Source organism: Microlunatus speluncae (assembly GCF_009299835.1).
GTDB lineage: Bacteria > Actinomycetota > Actinomycetes > Propionibacteriales > Propionibacteriaceae > Microlunatus > Microlunatus speluncae.
Genome location: NZ_VKCZ01000019.1, coordinates 586639 through 604067, shown reverse-complemented (window position 1 = coordinate 604067; position 17429 = coordinate 586639). Strand labels below are relative to the sequence as shown.

Sequence of the window (17429 nt, the reverse complement as noted above, 5' to 3'; positions counted from 1 at the left end):
TCACGAGGTGGGCGTTCGAGTCGGAGTGCCGATCGCCGGAGCCGGATCACGACATGCATCATCGAGCAAGGCCACATAGGAAGCTAGCAGATCTGCGCCTTCATTGTCAGTGATCACCACTGGGCTCAGGGTCAGGTCGGCGATCATTCCGTCGCCGATGTCTACTAGGACCATCGAGGCATCCCATTTGGTTAGATCGAGCCCGGCGAGGTCGACGCCTGCGTCCTGCATTCCATGTGGCACAGACTGCCGCTCGAGACGTTCGAACTCGAATGTTACGCCCCCGAAAGGCGCCGAACCACGCTCCCGCGTCGACCAGTATGTCTCGATGATCTCGGATTCAGGCATCGACCAGTGCTCCTGCGCCTCTCGTACTCCGATGTCGACGGCCTTGGCCAGTCCACGCACCGAGGCGTCCAACGGTACGTTCAAGCGCATCGGCAAGACTTTCAAGCAGTATCCGACCAAACCCAACGTCCCTTGCCGTGGCTGTCCCGCAAACTTCCCCGCGACCGTCACATCTCGTCGACCGGTTGCACTCGCGATCGCCACGAACCACGCGGCCAAGCCCAAGCTATAGGGAGTGATCGAAAGAGTGGCACAGCTCTGCCGAATCCGAGCTGCGAAGACTTTGTCTAGGTTGCGGCTCAGCCGGCGCCGCTCATATGTGCGCAATCGACTAGTTCGAAACATCGGTTGGGGATCAATCTTGTCGAGTTGCTTCTGCCAGTAGCTCCGACTCCCGACATCGGTGGCGAGGGATTGCTCTGCGGCGACGAACGAGCGGAATGATGGAGCTGGATCCAACGGCATCCTACGGCCGTGCGCCAGCGCATCGTATGCGGCAACGGTCTCCCGACGAAGCACTGCAATTGACCAACCATCTACAACCAGATGTGGTGCAACTACCACAATAGCATGTTCGTCATTGCGAAGGGTGATCCACGCAGCTCGGACGACCGGCCCTTGTACAAGGTCAAACGGTCTGGCGCGAAGTCCCGCAACCGCAGCAGCCGCTCGATCCCAACGCCGGTCGCCGTCTCCGATTGCGATCTCTTCGACCTCTACCTCGGCAATATCGGCGATAGTCTGGCGATCGCCTTCCGGATGAACCCTCGTTCGGAGAGCCTCGTGGCGGCTAACAACAACTCGTATAGCGTCGCGTAGGATGTCACCACGCAAGTACCCACGTAGCGCAATCGTCAAGACCTCGTTGTATGTGGCGGTGGCATCCTCACGCATTTCCATTCCGAGCCACAACAGTCGCTGCTCATCGCGCAAACTGAACCAATCTGGGTCCGGCGCGACTGTGAATGAGACTGAGCGAAGTAGCTGGCAACTGTGGAGGTCGGTCGCTGCCTCGACGACTGAATCAACGATCGAGTCGACGTCCTCCTGAGTATGCGCCGTACTTAGAAAGGAAGTACGTCCTTCCCAAGCGTAGACGCCCCGATGCACGAGCGCCTTACTATACAGCTCGCCAGTGTTCTCCCGCGCGTTAGGTGTAAGTCGGAACTGCGAAGCGAACGCGGCCACAGTAACCGGACTGCCGAGAGGGCTTAGACCAGCCTTGATACGGTCGACCAAATTCTTAGTTTTATCCGTAAGCGCACGCTGAAGCTCGGGACCTTCTCGTTCGAGGTGTTCCAGCACGGCATTCGCTGCGGCCATTGCCAGTGGATGCTTGCAGAACGTCCCAGCAAAGAATATGAGGTCGCGCTCCGGTACGCTGGAATCACCATAACGCCAGCCGCCACCGTCAATGAGATCCAGCACCGCAGCACGACCAACCACAGCTCCAATCGGAAGTCCACCGCCCAAGACCTTCCCATAGGCGACCACGTCCGCGTCGATTCCCCAGAGCGAATTCACGCCCCCCTGATCGGCTCGAAAGCCGGTAATCATCTCGTCGAGAACCAGCAGAGTACCTGTATCTCGCGTAATCCGTCGAACATCGCGCAGGAATTGCACAGGCTGGAGTGACGGATTACGGCTCTGAACTGGCTCCGCTAGGACGCACGCAAGATTCTCGCCGTTTCGTTCAAGCCATTCAAGAGCCTCGTCAGATCCGTAGTCGAGGACTATCACGTCCTGGACCATCGACCGTGGCACTCCAAGGGATATTGGGGCAGAGCCCACGCTACCCGAGGCGCGAGCAAGCACACCATCAAATCCACCGTGGTAAGACCCTCTGAAAATCGCAATCCGATCCCTGCGGGTCGCCGCTCGCGCCAGTCGCACCGCGGTCATCACTGCCTCAGTCCCAGAATTCGTAAACACAGCACGCTCAAACCCGACCATGCGACACAATCGTTCGGCGACAGGTCCAGCGAGATCGCTCTGAGTACCGAGAGAGAGACCGAGAGCAAGCCGGTCTCCTACGGCGCGATGGACGAAGGAAGGAGAATGCCCGAACATTGCCACACCAAATGACATCGTGATATCGATGTAGCGGTTTCCATCTAGATCCCAGAGATAAGCGCCCTTGGATCGTCTCGCAACGACCGGATATGTGATTTCCTTCCAGGCGGACCGAAATCCAGCGCTATTCCGCGGATCGGCATGCGACCCCCGGTACACGCTATTGTACTGCTTAGAGGTCTTCGTCCTCTCGATAAATCTGGGAACAAAATCAGCGAGATACGACTGCATCGCGCTGGACTTCGACATGGTGCGGGATATTGAAGCGAAGGGGGACGGCGGCTCAGGATCCTGCCCGAGCGCCACTGGAGCCTCTGGCTCGTCGGCACCAACAGGCATGGCCTCCCTACCTATTCGGGCATTCGGGCTCGTTTCGGAAATGCGGCGCACCAAGGCGGCCACTGAAGTCACGGAATCGAGCAATTCTGCGAGACTCGTTCTCACGCCATATCGCGCCCGAATCCGCTCACTAATCTCAAGTAGCGATAGGGACTCCAGACCTTGTTCAACAAATGTGAGATCGACGGAGACCTCATGAGGGGGCACTCCGAGTACATCCGAAACCGTGGCTATTACACACTCTTCTATCGAATCCGCCAGAGGCTCCACGTTCTTCGCCGCACCCAATCCGTTCGGACGGGCCAAGTTCTCCGCCGCGCCTGGCCCGCTCGGATGGGGCAAGGCACTCGCAGCGCTACGTTCTCCGAACCAGCATGGCGTCCGCTCAAACGGGTAGGTCGGCAACCGAACCGTGCGGAGATCAATGTTGCTGCGGTTCATGGTTGAAACATCGACGCCGACACCCGCGCACCACGCCTCGCCAGCAGTCGCCAGTATTCGAGCCTGCTCGGTCGCTGGTGTCCTGCCGAGAGACGGTAGGCTCTTTGCCAGACCGGAGTGCCCGCGAACCGCGCCCGTCATCGTCTCGCCTGGACCCATCTCTATGAACAGCGTTGCGCCGACAGAGGTGAGACATGAGGAGAGTTGAACGGGCATGCGGGCCTGTTGACTCCAGTAGGTCGGGGATTGTGCTTCTTCATCGGTCAGAGCTGCGCCACTTATGTTCGAAAAGCACGGCACCTGCGGCTGTGCCAACGCAACTTGCGAGAATATCTGCTGTAATTGTTCGTCAGCGGAACCAGCGTCTTCAGTGTGGAATGCATGGTTCACATCCAATCTCACGAACGGAATAGATCTATTGTGCAGATCGGCCTCGAACGCAACGAGACTCCGCAAACGGCCACCGACCACCGTGGCGTTTGGCCCGTTGTATGCCGAAATCGAGAGATCTCGAAGAAGGGGTGCAACCACTGATGGCGAGGCTCGCACGGCGACCATTCCGCCAGCTGGTAGAGCGCCCAACGCCCTGCCGCGCAGGGCAGCAACACGGAGTCCGTCCTCGAAGGACATGATTCCGGCGACCACTGCTGCCGCGACTTCGCCGATGCTGTGTCCGATGACTGCCGACGGGTGGACTCCCCAGGACATCCACAGACGTGCTGTTGCCACCCCAACAGCAAGCAGCGCTGGTTGTACGACTGCTGTTCGCGGCAGGTCCACAGGTGGAATACACGTGCGGAGAAATTCGTCGAGATTGATATCGAACTCCGACAGTATCGCAGCTGCCGAAGCCAGGTCTCTGTCAAATGTTTCGAAACGCTGGCGAAGGAACTGGCCCATTCCAGCCAGCTCGGCGCCCTGTCCGGGAAGAAGGAAGCATACGGACGATCCCTCAGCCTCACGACCAACGGGGATACCGCGGAGTTGCGTCACGGCGTCCGCTGTCGACGACACGACGGTTGACCACCGAAAGTTCAGTGCCCTACGACCATGGCGAAGCGTGTGTGACGTGTCGTCAATTCGCTCAACAGTACTGTCCAGGCTGTCGGCGAGCCGTCTCGCGGAAGTCATAAGGGCCGTTGGCGTTGCCGCTGATAGCACGAGCAATTCTGGCCCATTCGCGACCGGACGGTCATCTGCCACGATTGGCGGCTCCCCAAGAACGACGTGGCAATTGGTTCCACCTATCCCGAATGAACTCACGCCCGCGACTCTCGAAGTGGCCGTCCGCTTCCACGTAGTCGGCCGCGCGGAGAACGCGATCGCCGATCCATTGACATGAAATTCCGGATTCGGCGAGGAGAAGTTCGGCGTCCCTGGAATCACTTCTCGCTCAATTGCAAGCGCCGCCTTGATCAGGCCCACCACTCCCGCAGCGTTTCCAAGATGCCCTACATTCGGCTTTACCGCGCTGATCATGCAAGTCATCCGATTGGGCCGTCGCAACTCAAGCGCATCTGAGAGTGCCTCGATCTCAATCGGGTCTCCGAGCACTGTTCCGGTTCCGTGAGCCTCCACATAGGAAACCGCGGAAGGCGCAACGCCTGCCACCGCAAGCGCTTCTCGGATAACGTCGCGCTGCCCACTCACACTCGGTGCAGTGAATCCCACCTTGGCACTGCCATCATTATTGATCGCAGAACCAAGGATCGTGGCATATATGCGATCACCGTCAGCCAGTGCATCCTCAGTCCGCTTAAGAACGACGACGGCAGCTCCGCTGCCGCGGATGGTACCCGAGGCATCAGCATCGAATGCTCGGCAATGTGGTTCCGCTGCCGCAACACCACCTTCGTGATGAAGATGGCCTTCCGTGAGCGGGACGTGGACGCGACTTCCACCGGCGATCGCGGTGTCACAAGCATTTGAAAGTAGTGATTCACATGCCAGGTGAATGGCAACGAGGGACGACGAACATCCAGTTTGCACAGAAAGTGCCGGCCCGCGCAGGTCGAGCTTATATGCGGTCCGAGTTGCAAGGAAATCTTTGTCATTGGAGATTTCAACTTGAAAAGCTCTGGCCGGACCAGCGTCGACCGGCAGCTGAGGTGCAATGACAGCCGGGAGATACGTGTTCATGTCACATGCGCCGAATACACCGGTTCTCCGATCACCATCTTCCGCCATTACGCCGGCATTCTCGAGCGCTTCCCAAGCGCACTCCATGAATAGCCGATGTTGCGGGTCGAGCACTTCCGCATCGCTCCGGTTCATACCAAACAAGTCAAGGTCGAATCCGGACACATCTCGTGGAATAGCCGCGGCCGGTACATACGATGGATCGTCGGCGACGGCGTCGGGAACGCCTGCTCGACGAAGCTCCTCCTTGGAAAATACAGTTATGCATTCCAGACCGTTCGTGAGATTGCCCCAGAACTGATCGACTGTATCTGCCCCGGGCAGCCTGAGCGCAATTCCAATGATTGCGATGCCATTTGACTCAGTGCTCACGATCGCGCTCTCCCCTTGATCGGCGCTGGCGGGCGGCCGCCCGCTTCGCACCGCGGTCGTCGGGCTTGGTCCCAGTGTCACCCGTAGGCTTGCGATCTATATAGTCGGAGAACGAGCGGACAGTAGCATAGGCGAATAGGTCAACCACAGTGATTCTCTGTCCGAGAACTTCGGTAAGCCTCGATCGCAAGACGAGTAATGACATTGATGTGCCACCAGAATCGAAGAAGTTGTCCTCCGCACTGACGTGATCGAGGCCGAGAACTTCGCACCATGCAGCAGCGACGACCGATTCAGTCCCGACATTTGGAGATGAACTCGCGGAATCCGGAATTGTCTCGATACTCTCTGGGCGGGGGAGGCAACTATGATCAATCTTGCCATTTTGGTTTAACGGAGTCGACTCAAGAACGAGGATCCGCGATGGCACCATTTGGTCAGGCAGTCGTGTTCGTAGGTGTGCACGGAGGTCCCGGGCAGTGACTCCTGATGTCTTGCGGGCGGTTACATAGCCGACTAGATGGGTTTCCCCTGAATTGTCTGGCGTATATGGCATGACAACGGCGTCTGTAACACCAGGGTGCTCGCGCAGCACGGCAGCAACCTCCCCTGGCTCGACACGGTACCCGCGGACCTTTACCTGGTCATCAATTCGGCCGAGGACCTCCAGTGAGCCGTTTTGCCGCCAACGGCCGAGGTCACCGGACTTGTATCGGCGCGCGCCATGGAATCCGTAAGGATCTGGCTGAAATAGAGCGGCTGTCAGCGCACCGCCTCCGATATACCCACGGCTGACATGAGTCCCTCCGACAAATATCTCCCCGGAAACACCGATTGGTGTCTGATTTCCCCATCGATCGAGTACTCGGATGGTGCAGTTGATCAATGGTGTTCCGACAGAGGGAAAGTCGGGCCAATCCCTGGTAGCGCCCCGCAGCGCCAGCGCCGTCACGCCGTGTGCTTCTGACGGTCCATAGAAGTTCTCGAGGCTCGCGCCTGCTCGGTCGAAGAACCTGCGCACAGATTCGTTCACATGCATCGCCTCGCCACCTGACATTACGTCGCGCAGCGGACTCGAATACTCGCTCTCCGCGTCTGCGGCAGCCACAGCACGAAGAGTCGTCGGGGGTAGGAAGGTCGTATCGACGTTGGCAAGAGCTATGTGTTTGAGAAGCGCCTGTGGATCGTGACGAACAGGATCAGACACGGTCACGACAGTTGCCCCGGACGTCAATGCACCGAATATTTCAAGAAAGCTCACATCAAACCCGATAGATGAGAACTGCAAGATGCGCCGACTGCCTCGTTGTGCCATGTGTGAGGCAACGAGATCGGCTACCGGTCCATGCGGCATGGCGATTCCTTTGGGCCTGCCAGTGCTGCCAGAGGTATAGATGACGTAGGCGAGAGTGTCGGGGTGTGGTGGGGGAAATGTTGGTAGAGGTGACGTCGTCGCGTGGTCGATATCGGCGAGGTCGGTGGTCGGGAGACAGTGGCTAGTGAAGTGGCGAGCTGTGGTGTGATCAACAATGGCAGCACGCGCGGCGGTGGCCTCGAGCATGTGATGAATGCGCCCAGTGGGGTGGCTGGGCTCGAGAGGCAAATAGGCTGCACCCGTGCGCAGGACAGCGATGACGGCTGTAATGAGTTCGGCCGTGCGAGGTAGACATATTGCTATCACATGCTCAGGTTGCGCACCGAGGTCGCGAAGATGGGCAGCAATCCTTCGTGAGCGTTCATCAAGCTGTCGATAGGTGAGAGCGTTGTCGTTTTCGATATCGATAACAGCGACAGCGTCAGGTGTGTTGCGAACATGGGTATCAAACAGATCGATGACTGTCCCGGGCTGAGGAGCGCGGGCAGTGTCGTTCCAGGCGGCGAGAAGGTCGAGTTCATCGTCAGTAAGCAGCGGAACAGTCGAGAGCTGCAGGGCAGGGTTGTCGACGACAGCGCTGACGAGAGTGGCGAGGTGGCCAGCCATGCGTTCGACGGTAGAGCGGTCGAACAGATCGGTAGCATAGGTGAACCCGACAGCAATCTCGTTGCCGCGGTCTTCGACCTCGACGGCAAGATCGAAAACGCTGAAGGCGGGCTGAGGTCGCAGATCCTCGACCTCGAGACCGGTGAAGGTGGGGGCAGCTAGCTCGTTGGGCGCGTTCATCACCTGAAACAGCACCTGGAACAGTGGATTGCGACTCAAGTCGCGCGCCGGCGCCATCTCCTCGACCAAACGTTCAAACGGCAAGTCCTGGTGATGCAACGCCGCCAGCGTGACTTCCCGCACTCGGGCGAGCGCATCGGTGAACGACGGGTCGCCATCCAATCGGGTGCGGACGATTAGCGTGTTCACAAAGAACCCAACCAGTCGCTCCATGCCGCTGTGTGACCGGTTCGCCGCGGCGAACCCGACCGGCACGTCGGTCGTCGAGGTGTAACGGGCCAACAACATTTGGAAAGCGGCGAGCAGTGCCATGAACAGCGTGACACCCTCAGCTCGGCACATCCGTCGCAACCCAGCCGCGGTATCAGGGTCCAACACCAACTCCACCCGCGCTCCACTGAAGGACTGCACGGCGGGCCGAGGCCGGTCAGTGGGCAACTCCAATGCCGGCAGATCGGCCAGTGCCCCCCGCCAGAACGTCAGTTGCTCTTCCAACAGCCGGCCTTGCATCTGCTGTCGCTGCCACACTGCCACGTCCGCGTACTGAACGGCCAATGTCGGCAACCCGGCATCCTCCCCCGACACCGCTGCATCGTATAAGGCACCCAACTCGGTAGCCACCACTCCCATCGACCACCCGTCAGACACCACATGATGCATGATCAGCACCAGCACACAATCGTCCGCGCCCAACCGCAGCAACACCGCACGCAACAACGGTCCGGAACCCAGGTCGAACGGACGAGCCGCCTCCTCGTCGACCCGCAAACGAGCCCGCTCCATCACCTCGCCCGCCCCACCGCCGACGACCTCTTCAACCGTCAAACGCACCCCACCAGCAGCTCCCACTACCTGCACCGGAACCCCGTCTCGAGAAGCGAACGTCGTCCGCAACGACTCATGCCGATCCACCAACGCAGCCAAGGCTCGCTCCAACGCGGCCACGTCCAGCCCACCCCGAATCCGGTAGGCGTCCACCATGTTGTAGGCCGCCGACTTTGGCACCATCTGATCCAAGAACCACAACCGCTGCTGCGCGAACGACGCCGGCAGCGGACCATCACGATCCGCCACCGCCAACGGGGCATCTACCACCGCACGAGCTTCATCGGCTAATGCCGCCAACCCGGCTATCGTCGGATACGAGAACACGTCCTGAACCCGAACGTCCACCCCTAACCGCTCCCGCAACCGCGCCACGACCGCCATCACCAACAATGAGTGACCGCCAAGATCGAAGAAATCGTCGTCCACACCAACTTCCTCGATACCCAGCACTTCTGCCCACACGCCGGCCACCACCGACTCCGTCGCCGTCCTCGGCACCACAACCGCTCCCGACAGAGGACGCTCCATACCTGGATCCGGCAAAGCTCGCCGATCCACCTTGCCATTCGACGACAACGGCAACGACTCCAGCACCACCACCTTCGACGGCACCATGAACTCCGGCAGCACCCCCCGCACGAACTCCCGCAGACTCGCCACCTCCACCGAACCCACCACATAAGCCACCAAATGCCGGGCCGCACCATCACCCCACGGCACCACCGCAGCATCCACCACCAGCGGGTGCCGCCGCACCACTGCCACCACCTCACCAGGCTCGACCCGGTATCCCCGCACCTTCACCTGATCGTCTACCCGCCCCACGAACTCCAACACCCCATCAGCACGCAGCCGACCCAGATCTCCGGTCCGATATAAACGGCCGCCACCGCTGCCCCACCGATCAGGCACAAATCGCTCAGCCGTCAAACCCGGCTGCCCGACATACCCCCTCGCTACCCCCGAACCACCAACCACCAACTCACCCACAACACCGACCGGCACAACCTCACCCCACCGATCAACAACCCGAACAACCACACCCGGAACTGGCCGACCAATCGGCACCCAACCACCCGCAGCATCCCCCAACCCAATCACGTGAGCAGTCGCCCAGACGGTAGCCTCTGCGGGCCCATACTCATTCACGAGTCGCGCCCAGGGTGCAGCGGCGTAGTGATGCGACACGAGTTGCGCAGAGCAAGCCTCGCCTGCGACTACGGCGGTACACAGTGACCCGAGTTGATGTTCGGTTTCGCCGAGCACCTGCTCGTAGAGACTCGGCAGCATCAGCAGTGTCGTCACTCCGACGCTGGCAATGGCAGACCGGATGGCAACGGGGTCCCGAACGGAGTTCGCAGATGGCACGGCGATCGACCCGCCGGTGCACAAAGGCCAAAACAAGGCGGCGACGGTGGTGTCGAATCCAACTGCTGACAGCCAGAGGAGACGGATCGGATCCTCGCCGTACAAATCAAGGCGCGCCGCCACCGACTGAAGGAGCTCACGATGTGGAATGGCGATTCCTTTGGGCCTGCCAGTGCTGCCAGAGGTATAGATGACGTAGGCGAGAGTGTCGGGGTGTGGTGGGGGAAATGTTGGTAGAGGTGACGTCGTCGCGTGGTCGATATCGGCGAGGTCGGTGGTCGGGAGACAGTGGCTAGTGAAGTGGCGAGCTGTGGTGTGATCAACAATGGCAGCACGCGCGGCGGTGGCCTCGAGCATGTGATGAATGCGCCCAGTGGGGTGGCTGGGCTCGAGAGGCAAATAGGCTGCACCCGTGCGCAGGACAGCGATGACGGCTGTAATGAGTTCGGCCGTGCGAGGTAGACATATTGCTATCACATGCTCAGGTTGCGCACCGAGGTCGCGAAGATGGGCAGCAATCCTTCGTGAGCGTTCATCAAGCTGTCGATAGGTGAGAGCGTTGTCGTTTTCGATATCGATAACAGCGACAGCGTCAGGTGTGTTGCGAACATGGGTATCAAACAGATCGATGACTGTCCCGGGCTGAGGAGCGCGGGCAGTGTCGTTCCAGGCGGCGAGAAGGTCGAGTTCATCGTCAGTAAGCAGCGGAACAGTCGAGAGCTGCAGGGCAGGGTTGTCGACGACAGCGCTGACGAGAGTGGCGAGGTGGCCAGCCATGCGTTCGACGGTAGAGCGGTCGAACAGATCGGTAGCATAGGTGAACCCGACAGCAATCTCGTTGCCGCGGTCTTCGACCTCGACGGCAAGATCGAAAACGCTGAAGGCGGGCTGAGGTCGCAGATCCTCGACCTCGAGACCGGTGAAGGTGGGGGCAGCTAGCTCGTTGGGCGCGTTCATCACCTGAAACAGCACCTGGAACAGTGGATTGCGACTCAAGTCGCGCGCCGGCGCCATCTCCTCGACCAAACGTTCAAACGGCAAGTCCTGGTGATGCAACGCCGCCAGCGTGACTTCCCGCACTCGGGCGAGCGCATCGGTGAACGACGGGTCGCCATCCAATCGGGTGCGGACGATTAGCGTGTTCACAAAGAACCCAACCAGTCGCTCCATGCCGCTGTGTGACCGGTTCGCCGCGGCGAACCCGACCGGCACGTCGGTCGTCGAGGTGTAACGGGCCAACAACATTTGGAAAGCGGCGAGCAGTGCCATGAACAGCGTGACACCCTCAGCTCGGCACATCCGTCGCAACCCAGCCGCGGTATCAGGGTCCAACACCAACTCCACCCGCGCTCCACTGAAGGACTGCACGGCGGGCCGAGGCCGGTCAGTGGGCAACTCCAATGCCGGCAGATCGGCCAGTGCCCCCCGCCAGAACGTCAGTTGCTCTTCCAACAGCCGGCCTTGCATCTGCTGTCGCTGCCACACTGCCACGTCCGCGTACTGAACGGCCAATGTCGGCAACCCGGCATCCTCCCCCGACACCGCTGCATCGTATAAGGCACCCAACTCGGTAGCCACCACTCCCATCGACCACCCGTCAGACACCACATGATGCATGATCAGCACCAGCACACAATCGTCCGCGCCCAACCGCAGCAACACCGCACGCAACAACGGTCCGGAACCCAGGTCGAACGGACGAGCCGCCTCCTCGTCGACCCGCAAACGAGCCCGCTCCATCACCTCGCCCGCCCCACCGCCGACGACCTCTTCAACCGTCAAACGCACCCCACCAGCAGCTCCCACTACCTGCACCGGAACCCCGTCTCGAGAAGCGAACGTCGTCCGCAACGACTCATGCCGATCCACCAACGCAGCCAAGGCTCGCTCCAACGCGGCCACGTCCAGCCCACCCCGAATCCGGTAGGCGTCCACCATGTTGTAGGCCGCCGACTTTGGCACCATCTGATCCAAGAACCACAACCGCTGCTGCGCGAACGACGCCGGCAGCGGACCATCACGATCCGCCACCGCCAACGGGGCATCTACCACCGCACGAGCTTCATCGGCTAATGCCGCCAACCCGGCTATCGTCGGATACGAGAACACGTCCTGAACCCGAACGTCCACCCCTAACCGCTCCCGCAACCGCGCCACGACCGCCATCACCAACAATGAGTGACCGCCAAGATCGAAGAAATCGTCGTCCACACCAACTTCCTCGATACCCAGCACTTCTGCCCACACGCCGGCCACCACCGACTCCGTCGCCGTCCTCGGCACCACAACCGCTCCCGACAGAGGACGCTCCATACCTGGATCCGGCAAAGCTCGCCGATCCACCTTGCCATTCGACGACAACGGCAACGACTCCAGCACCACCACCTTCGACGGCACCATGAACTCCGGCAGCACCCCCCGCACGAACTCCCGCAGACTCGCCACCTCCACCGAACCCACCACATAAGCCACCAAATGCCGGGCCGCACCATCACCCCACGGCACCACCGCAGCATCCACCACCAGCGGGTGCCGCCGCACCACTGCCACCACCTCACCAGGCTCGACCCGGTATCCCCGCACCTTCACCTGATCGTCTACCCGCCCCACGAACTCCAACACCCCATCAGCACGCAGCCGACCCAGATCTCCGGTCCGATATAAACGGCCGCCACCGCTGCCCCACCGATCAGGCACAAATCGCTCAGCCGTCAAACCCGGCTGCCCGACATACCCCCTCGCTACCCCCGAACCACCAACCACCAACTCACCCACAACACCGACCGGCACAACCTCACCCCACCGATCAACAACCCGAACAACCACACCCGGAACTGGCCGACCAATCGGCACCCAACCACCCGCAGCATCCCCCAACCCAATCCGATGGAAGGTCGCAACCATCGTGACTTCAGTTGGCCCGTACTGATTCCATACCTCCGCGGCGAATAGTTTGCGAGCACGATCAGCCGTGCGAGCATATAGCCGCTCACCACAAGTTAGGACACGCTCAATCGACCAGTCGATTCTCGGCCGAAGTTCGACAACCTCGAGTAGAGCATCCAGTAGGCGCGGGATTATGCTCAGGCATGCCGTCGGTCGTTCACGTTCCATTAAGCCGACTAAGGCCTCCGGATCAGCAATTTCATTGCCCGTCGCGAGTATGAGCGTGGCGCCGGACAGGAGCGTTCCAAAAATGTCGCGCACCGATGGATCGTGTACTGATGACGTGACCGCGAGCACACGGTCGCCGGTCGCGAGGCCAATAGCGTCAATTAGGGTGATCAAGTACGACACAACCGCGCCGTGAACGCATACGACGCCCTTAGGGACGCCAGTCGATCCGGAAGTGAACATTACGTATGCTGCGTCGCCTTCAGACATCCCGCTCCGCGACCTGTGCGGGCGCCGAATCGTCGAATCAAAATCACGTTCCACTCTAACGATACGGCAACTATCGAAAGAATATTGAGCACCATCGGATGCTAAGAGCAGACGAGCACCAGTACTTTTTATAACATGCGAAATTCGATCTGCTGGATAAAGCGGATCAATTGGCGCGTAGGCACATCCGGCGCGCAACACTCCCAGTATTCCTGCAATCATTCCCAGATCACGATTAATAGCAACACCGACAACTTCCCCAGCGAAAGCCCCTTCATCTGCTAGATCTGCAGCGATCGACGCCGACCAGTCGTCGAGCTGACCGTAGGTCAGCGATCGGCCCCCACAGACCACAGCGACGCGGTTCGGCGCCTCACGACATCGAGCGAGTACCAGCTCGTGGATCAAGGATTCGCCGTACTCACGCTCTTTCGCCACTTCCACCCCCAGTTTCGTTGGCATGTCAACCGTGGCCAACTGCACAGCGCACAAGACATTCCTTGGGCCTCAGAGTTCCCCTCCGTGGCAAGGTATTAGGAACCGCAAGTATAGCGATCAACGTCTCGATCGCGTCACGCGCGAGCCCCAGTCGACCTCTAGATGATCAGCCGAGCGAGTGCGACTGCGACCGTGCAAGGGACATTGTCTTGGAGTACGAGACCGCCGGGCAACGAGGGGTTCGTGTGGGCAGCGAGGCTGACACGGCACGGTCGGCCAGTCCAGGTGCCACGAGGGCCCACGCGGGGCTCGCTGTCATCCAAACGCAATCCCGAATCCGAGGAGCCGCAGATGCGTGCCGGCTCGACATGTCGATGCCAGATGCCGCTGGCATCCGCCAGGGCAAGGACTTCAAACCAAGGGATTCTGTCCCAGATCCCAGCATGCGAAGATCACATCCGGGGCTCGCCAGGCATGCCTTGTGGAGCGATGTGGCAGTATGACCCTGCGTGGAGATTTAGCGGTTGAGATCTCAGTAGCTGGTTGAGAGTTCAGCTTGGGGCTACTACCCTGAGGCTGATCGTCGCGGGCGTTCCACGTCCGGACGGATGATGAGAAGGTCGCAGTAACATCATTATATCTGCGAGCGAACCGATCGACGTAACGGGTGAGCGGCGGCGAGTTCGACGCTGCACACAGGGAGTAGGTGGTGACGTTGAGACCGCGGACGGCGACGGAGGTGATAGTGGCGGCCGTTTGGGAAGAAGTGCTGGGAATCGAGGGAGTTGGTTTGGACGATGATTTCTTCGAACTAGGCGGCCACTCACTGTTAGTGATGAGGACCGTAGCACGGTTGCGGGAGCAGTTGAAGGTGGATCTCCGGGTTCGGGACTTCTTCTCGCATCCTACCGTAGCCGCCCAGGCAGCACTCGCTGACGATTCTCGCATGCTGTAATGATCGCGAATACCGGGCAGAATCGCAGAATTGCAGGCTATCCGCCGCATACGTGAAATTCAACGCAAACGCCTCATTCGTTTCAACTAAGCCAGATCCGCGATCTAGAGGACGAGGCTCGCGATCCCTTTCGGGGTGGGATTACCCAGCACTTGACGTAGGGTGACATGTAGGTTGAACGCGGACCGCAGCCTAGCGACAAGGCGCATCGCGAGGAGCGATTGTCCACCGAGGTCGAAAAAGTTGTCGTCAGCGGAGACATTCGAGACACCCAAGAGATCCTCAAAGATGGCACACATTTTGGCTTCGGCGGTCTGTGGTAGTACATGTTCATTGGCGACTGCGATCGGCCCTCGTTCCCGTCGCCGGAGTATCGCCCGGTCGAGTTTGCCATTTGTCGAAATCGGCAGCGTACTTAACAACTCGATCGTCGATGGAATCATATACGTAGGCAGTTGCGCGGTAAGGAAGTCTCTAATTGACGACGCGTCTGTTCCGGGGTAAACAACGACATAAGCACAGAGAACGGAGTCGACGCTTCGCTTAGTATCGGCAATGGTCACTGCGGCAGCCTTCACACCCGCACACTTTAACAGGGCAGCCTCGACCTCCGCCGGCTCAACTCGGATCCCTCTAATCTTCACCTGGTCGTCTGCGCGACGCTTGTAGATGAGGTTGCCACGCTGGTCTACGACTACCATGTCACCAGTACGGTACATGCGTGTACCAGTTGAGAACGGGTTGGCTACAAATCGAGAGGCTGTTAGTCCTGGGCGTCGCCAGTAGCCCCGAGCGACCTGGGGGCCTGCTACATACAGCTCTCCTTCCTGGCCTGGTGCGACGTGGCTCAAAGTTCCGTCTAGGACGTGCATGGTGAGGTTGGACATCGGTCGACCGATTGGAACCGGCCCGGACGGTAGATGCCCATCCGGGGCCACCGTAAAGTCAGCACATCCGACTGTGAGTTCGGTGGGGCCGTAATGGTTGATCAGTCTCACGCGGGCGGCGTGGAACTGCGCGGGCAGCGCATCAGCGTGTAGAGGTTCGCCTCCGGTCATGAGTTCACGAGCCGGCCAGTGGCCAATGGGTAGATCGGCAAGAAGAGACAGATGGCTTGGCGTCACCTTGATGAAGTCAACACGCGTCGGCCGGTCCGAATCCGGTGCGGAGACAGGACCGTCGATGGGGACTAGATCACGGATATGAAGGGTTCCGCCCGCGCTAAGAGTGCCAAGCAGAGTTGTCACGGTGGCATCAAAAGCGAGGGGCGAGTGCCACAATGAGCTCGATGCTAGTCCAGGGTAGGCAGCGACGCATCGAGTGAGATAGTTCACCACACTGTGATGTTCGAGAACGACCGCCTTCGGTCGCCCGGTCGATCCGGACGTGTAGATCAGGTAGACCGCGTGTGACGGGCGAAGAGGCGCGTTACGCTCGGTGTCGATGAGGTCGTGGGCTGACATTGCTGCAACGGCATCGGCAACGCTCCGGTCGTCGACGAAGAGATTCGAGCCAGAGGAGCCAAGACCGCAAAGGCGCGGGTCCAGATCCGATCGACTGAGAACCAGGGCGGGCTCGGAGTCGATCAGCTGGTCGGCAATGCGTTTGACGGGATGGTCAAGGTCGACTGGAACGTACGCGCCGCCAGCCTTCATCACAGCCAGCACTGCGATGAGCAGTTCAACGCTGCGGGGAATGGCAAGCGCCACACGCGTCTCGGGGCGCACACCGTGATGCAGTAGCAGCCTTGCTAGCTGATTTGCAGCGCGATTAAGTTCCCCATAGCTGAGCTGCTGCCTGTCGGCAACAACCGCGATTCCGGCAGGTCCACGGTTTGCATGTAGCTCAAACAGTTGGTGGACCAGCGCGAGGTGGTCCGTTCGCGCGGTGACCGGACCGCAAAGGGCGCGGGAAGTCGGCAAAGGACCTCGGTTGCACCCAGAACCTCTGTCCGGAATGTGCCGACCGCTACCGTTCCCGCCTTTCATTAGGGGACTGCTTCGTGCGTGCGGTTGTACAGTCGTGTCAGAGGCAGACCTGTCGACGTAGGCAAGTGCCGCGTCACGGGTGGTAGCGGGAAGAACCGTAATCCAGCCGGTTGGGACCGGATGCGGTTCAGGCCAGGTAGAATAGTCGCCGGCGGAATTCAGGATCACTTGGTGGAGCCGGTCGGCGTCGTCGAACGGATTCAGTGATTTAGTGCTCATACAGGGGTCCACTCCTCAGTCAGTCGAAGCAAGTCCCGGCAACCTCATTGATGACTGGACCTGAGTCAGACGATGCCGCCCAGCTTCGAGGCGCCGCCCAGGCCAAACCGACCTCACTGATGTGCAGGTCGGTCGGTGGCTGCGCGAGCGCAACGAGGGCAATGAGCGAATTCGCGGGTTCATTAATTCCGACACGTGTCCAACATGCCTTCCGAGCCCGGTGAGTACATTGAGGGACGAGACGAATTGGGTGTCGGGCAAGCGTGCTAGCACCACACCCGATGACCAGATTCCAGCGAAGAGCGCGAGGCGTCGTGGCCGATAGCCCTCAGCTTGCAGTGCCTCCACGTTGACGGGGCAACGCCGACTGCCCGGA

General features: G+C 60.1%; 4 protein-coding genes. 1 reads left to right on the top strand and 3 read right to left on the bottom strand.

Translation table 11 applies throughout. The features are described 5' to 3' along the window. Together FNH24_RS24990 and FNH24_RS24985 are read right to left on the bottom strand one after the other, a co-directional pair. Positions 1–5712, bottom strand: coding sequence for a type I polyketide synthase (locus tag FNH24_RS24990; protein ID WP_152364926.1), 5712 nt, complete (start codon positions 5710–5712; stop codon positions 1–3). Further along, positions 5702–13936, bottom strand: a complete 8235-nt coding sequence (locus FNH24_RS24985) for a non-ribosomal peptide synthetase (protein ID WP_152364925.1) — start codon at positions 13934–13936, stop codon at positions 5702–5704. The genes FNH24_RS24990 and FNH24_RS24985 overlap by 11 nt, the downstream gene beginning before the upstream one ends. A gap of 661 nt (positions 13937–14597) precedes the next feature. Between FNH24_RS24985 and FNH24_RS32705 the strand changes: the two genes are divergently transcribed. After that, positions 14598–14846: a phosphopantetheine-binding protein gene (locus FNH24_RS32705; protein WP_152364924.1), complete on the top strand. Its 249-nt coding sequence runs from the start codon at positions 14598–14600 to the stop codon at positions 14844–14846. A gap of 104 nt (positions 14847–14950) precedes the next feature. On the opposite strand, the gene FNH24_RS24975 is transcribed toward FNH24_RS32705, so the two are convergent. After that, entirely contained in the window at positions 14951–17053 is a 2103-nt protein-coding gene (locus FNH24_RS24975; RefSeq protein ID WP_152364923.1) for an amino acid adenylation domain-containing protein, read from the bottom strand. Positions 17054–17429 lie beyond the last annotated feature (376 nt).

What these genes read in the sequence shown, in the direction of transcription:
- FNH24_RS24975 (WP_152364923.1), bottom strand. Translation starts at nt 17,053, where the DNA reads ATGAGCACTAAATCACTGAATCCGTTCGACGACGCCGACCGGCTCCAC.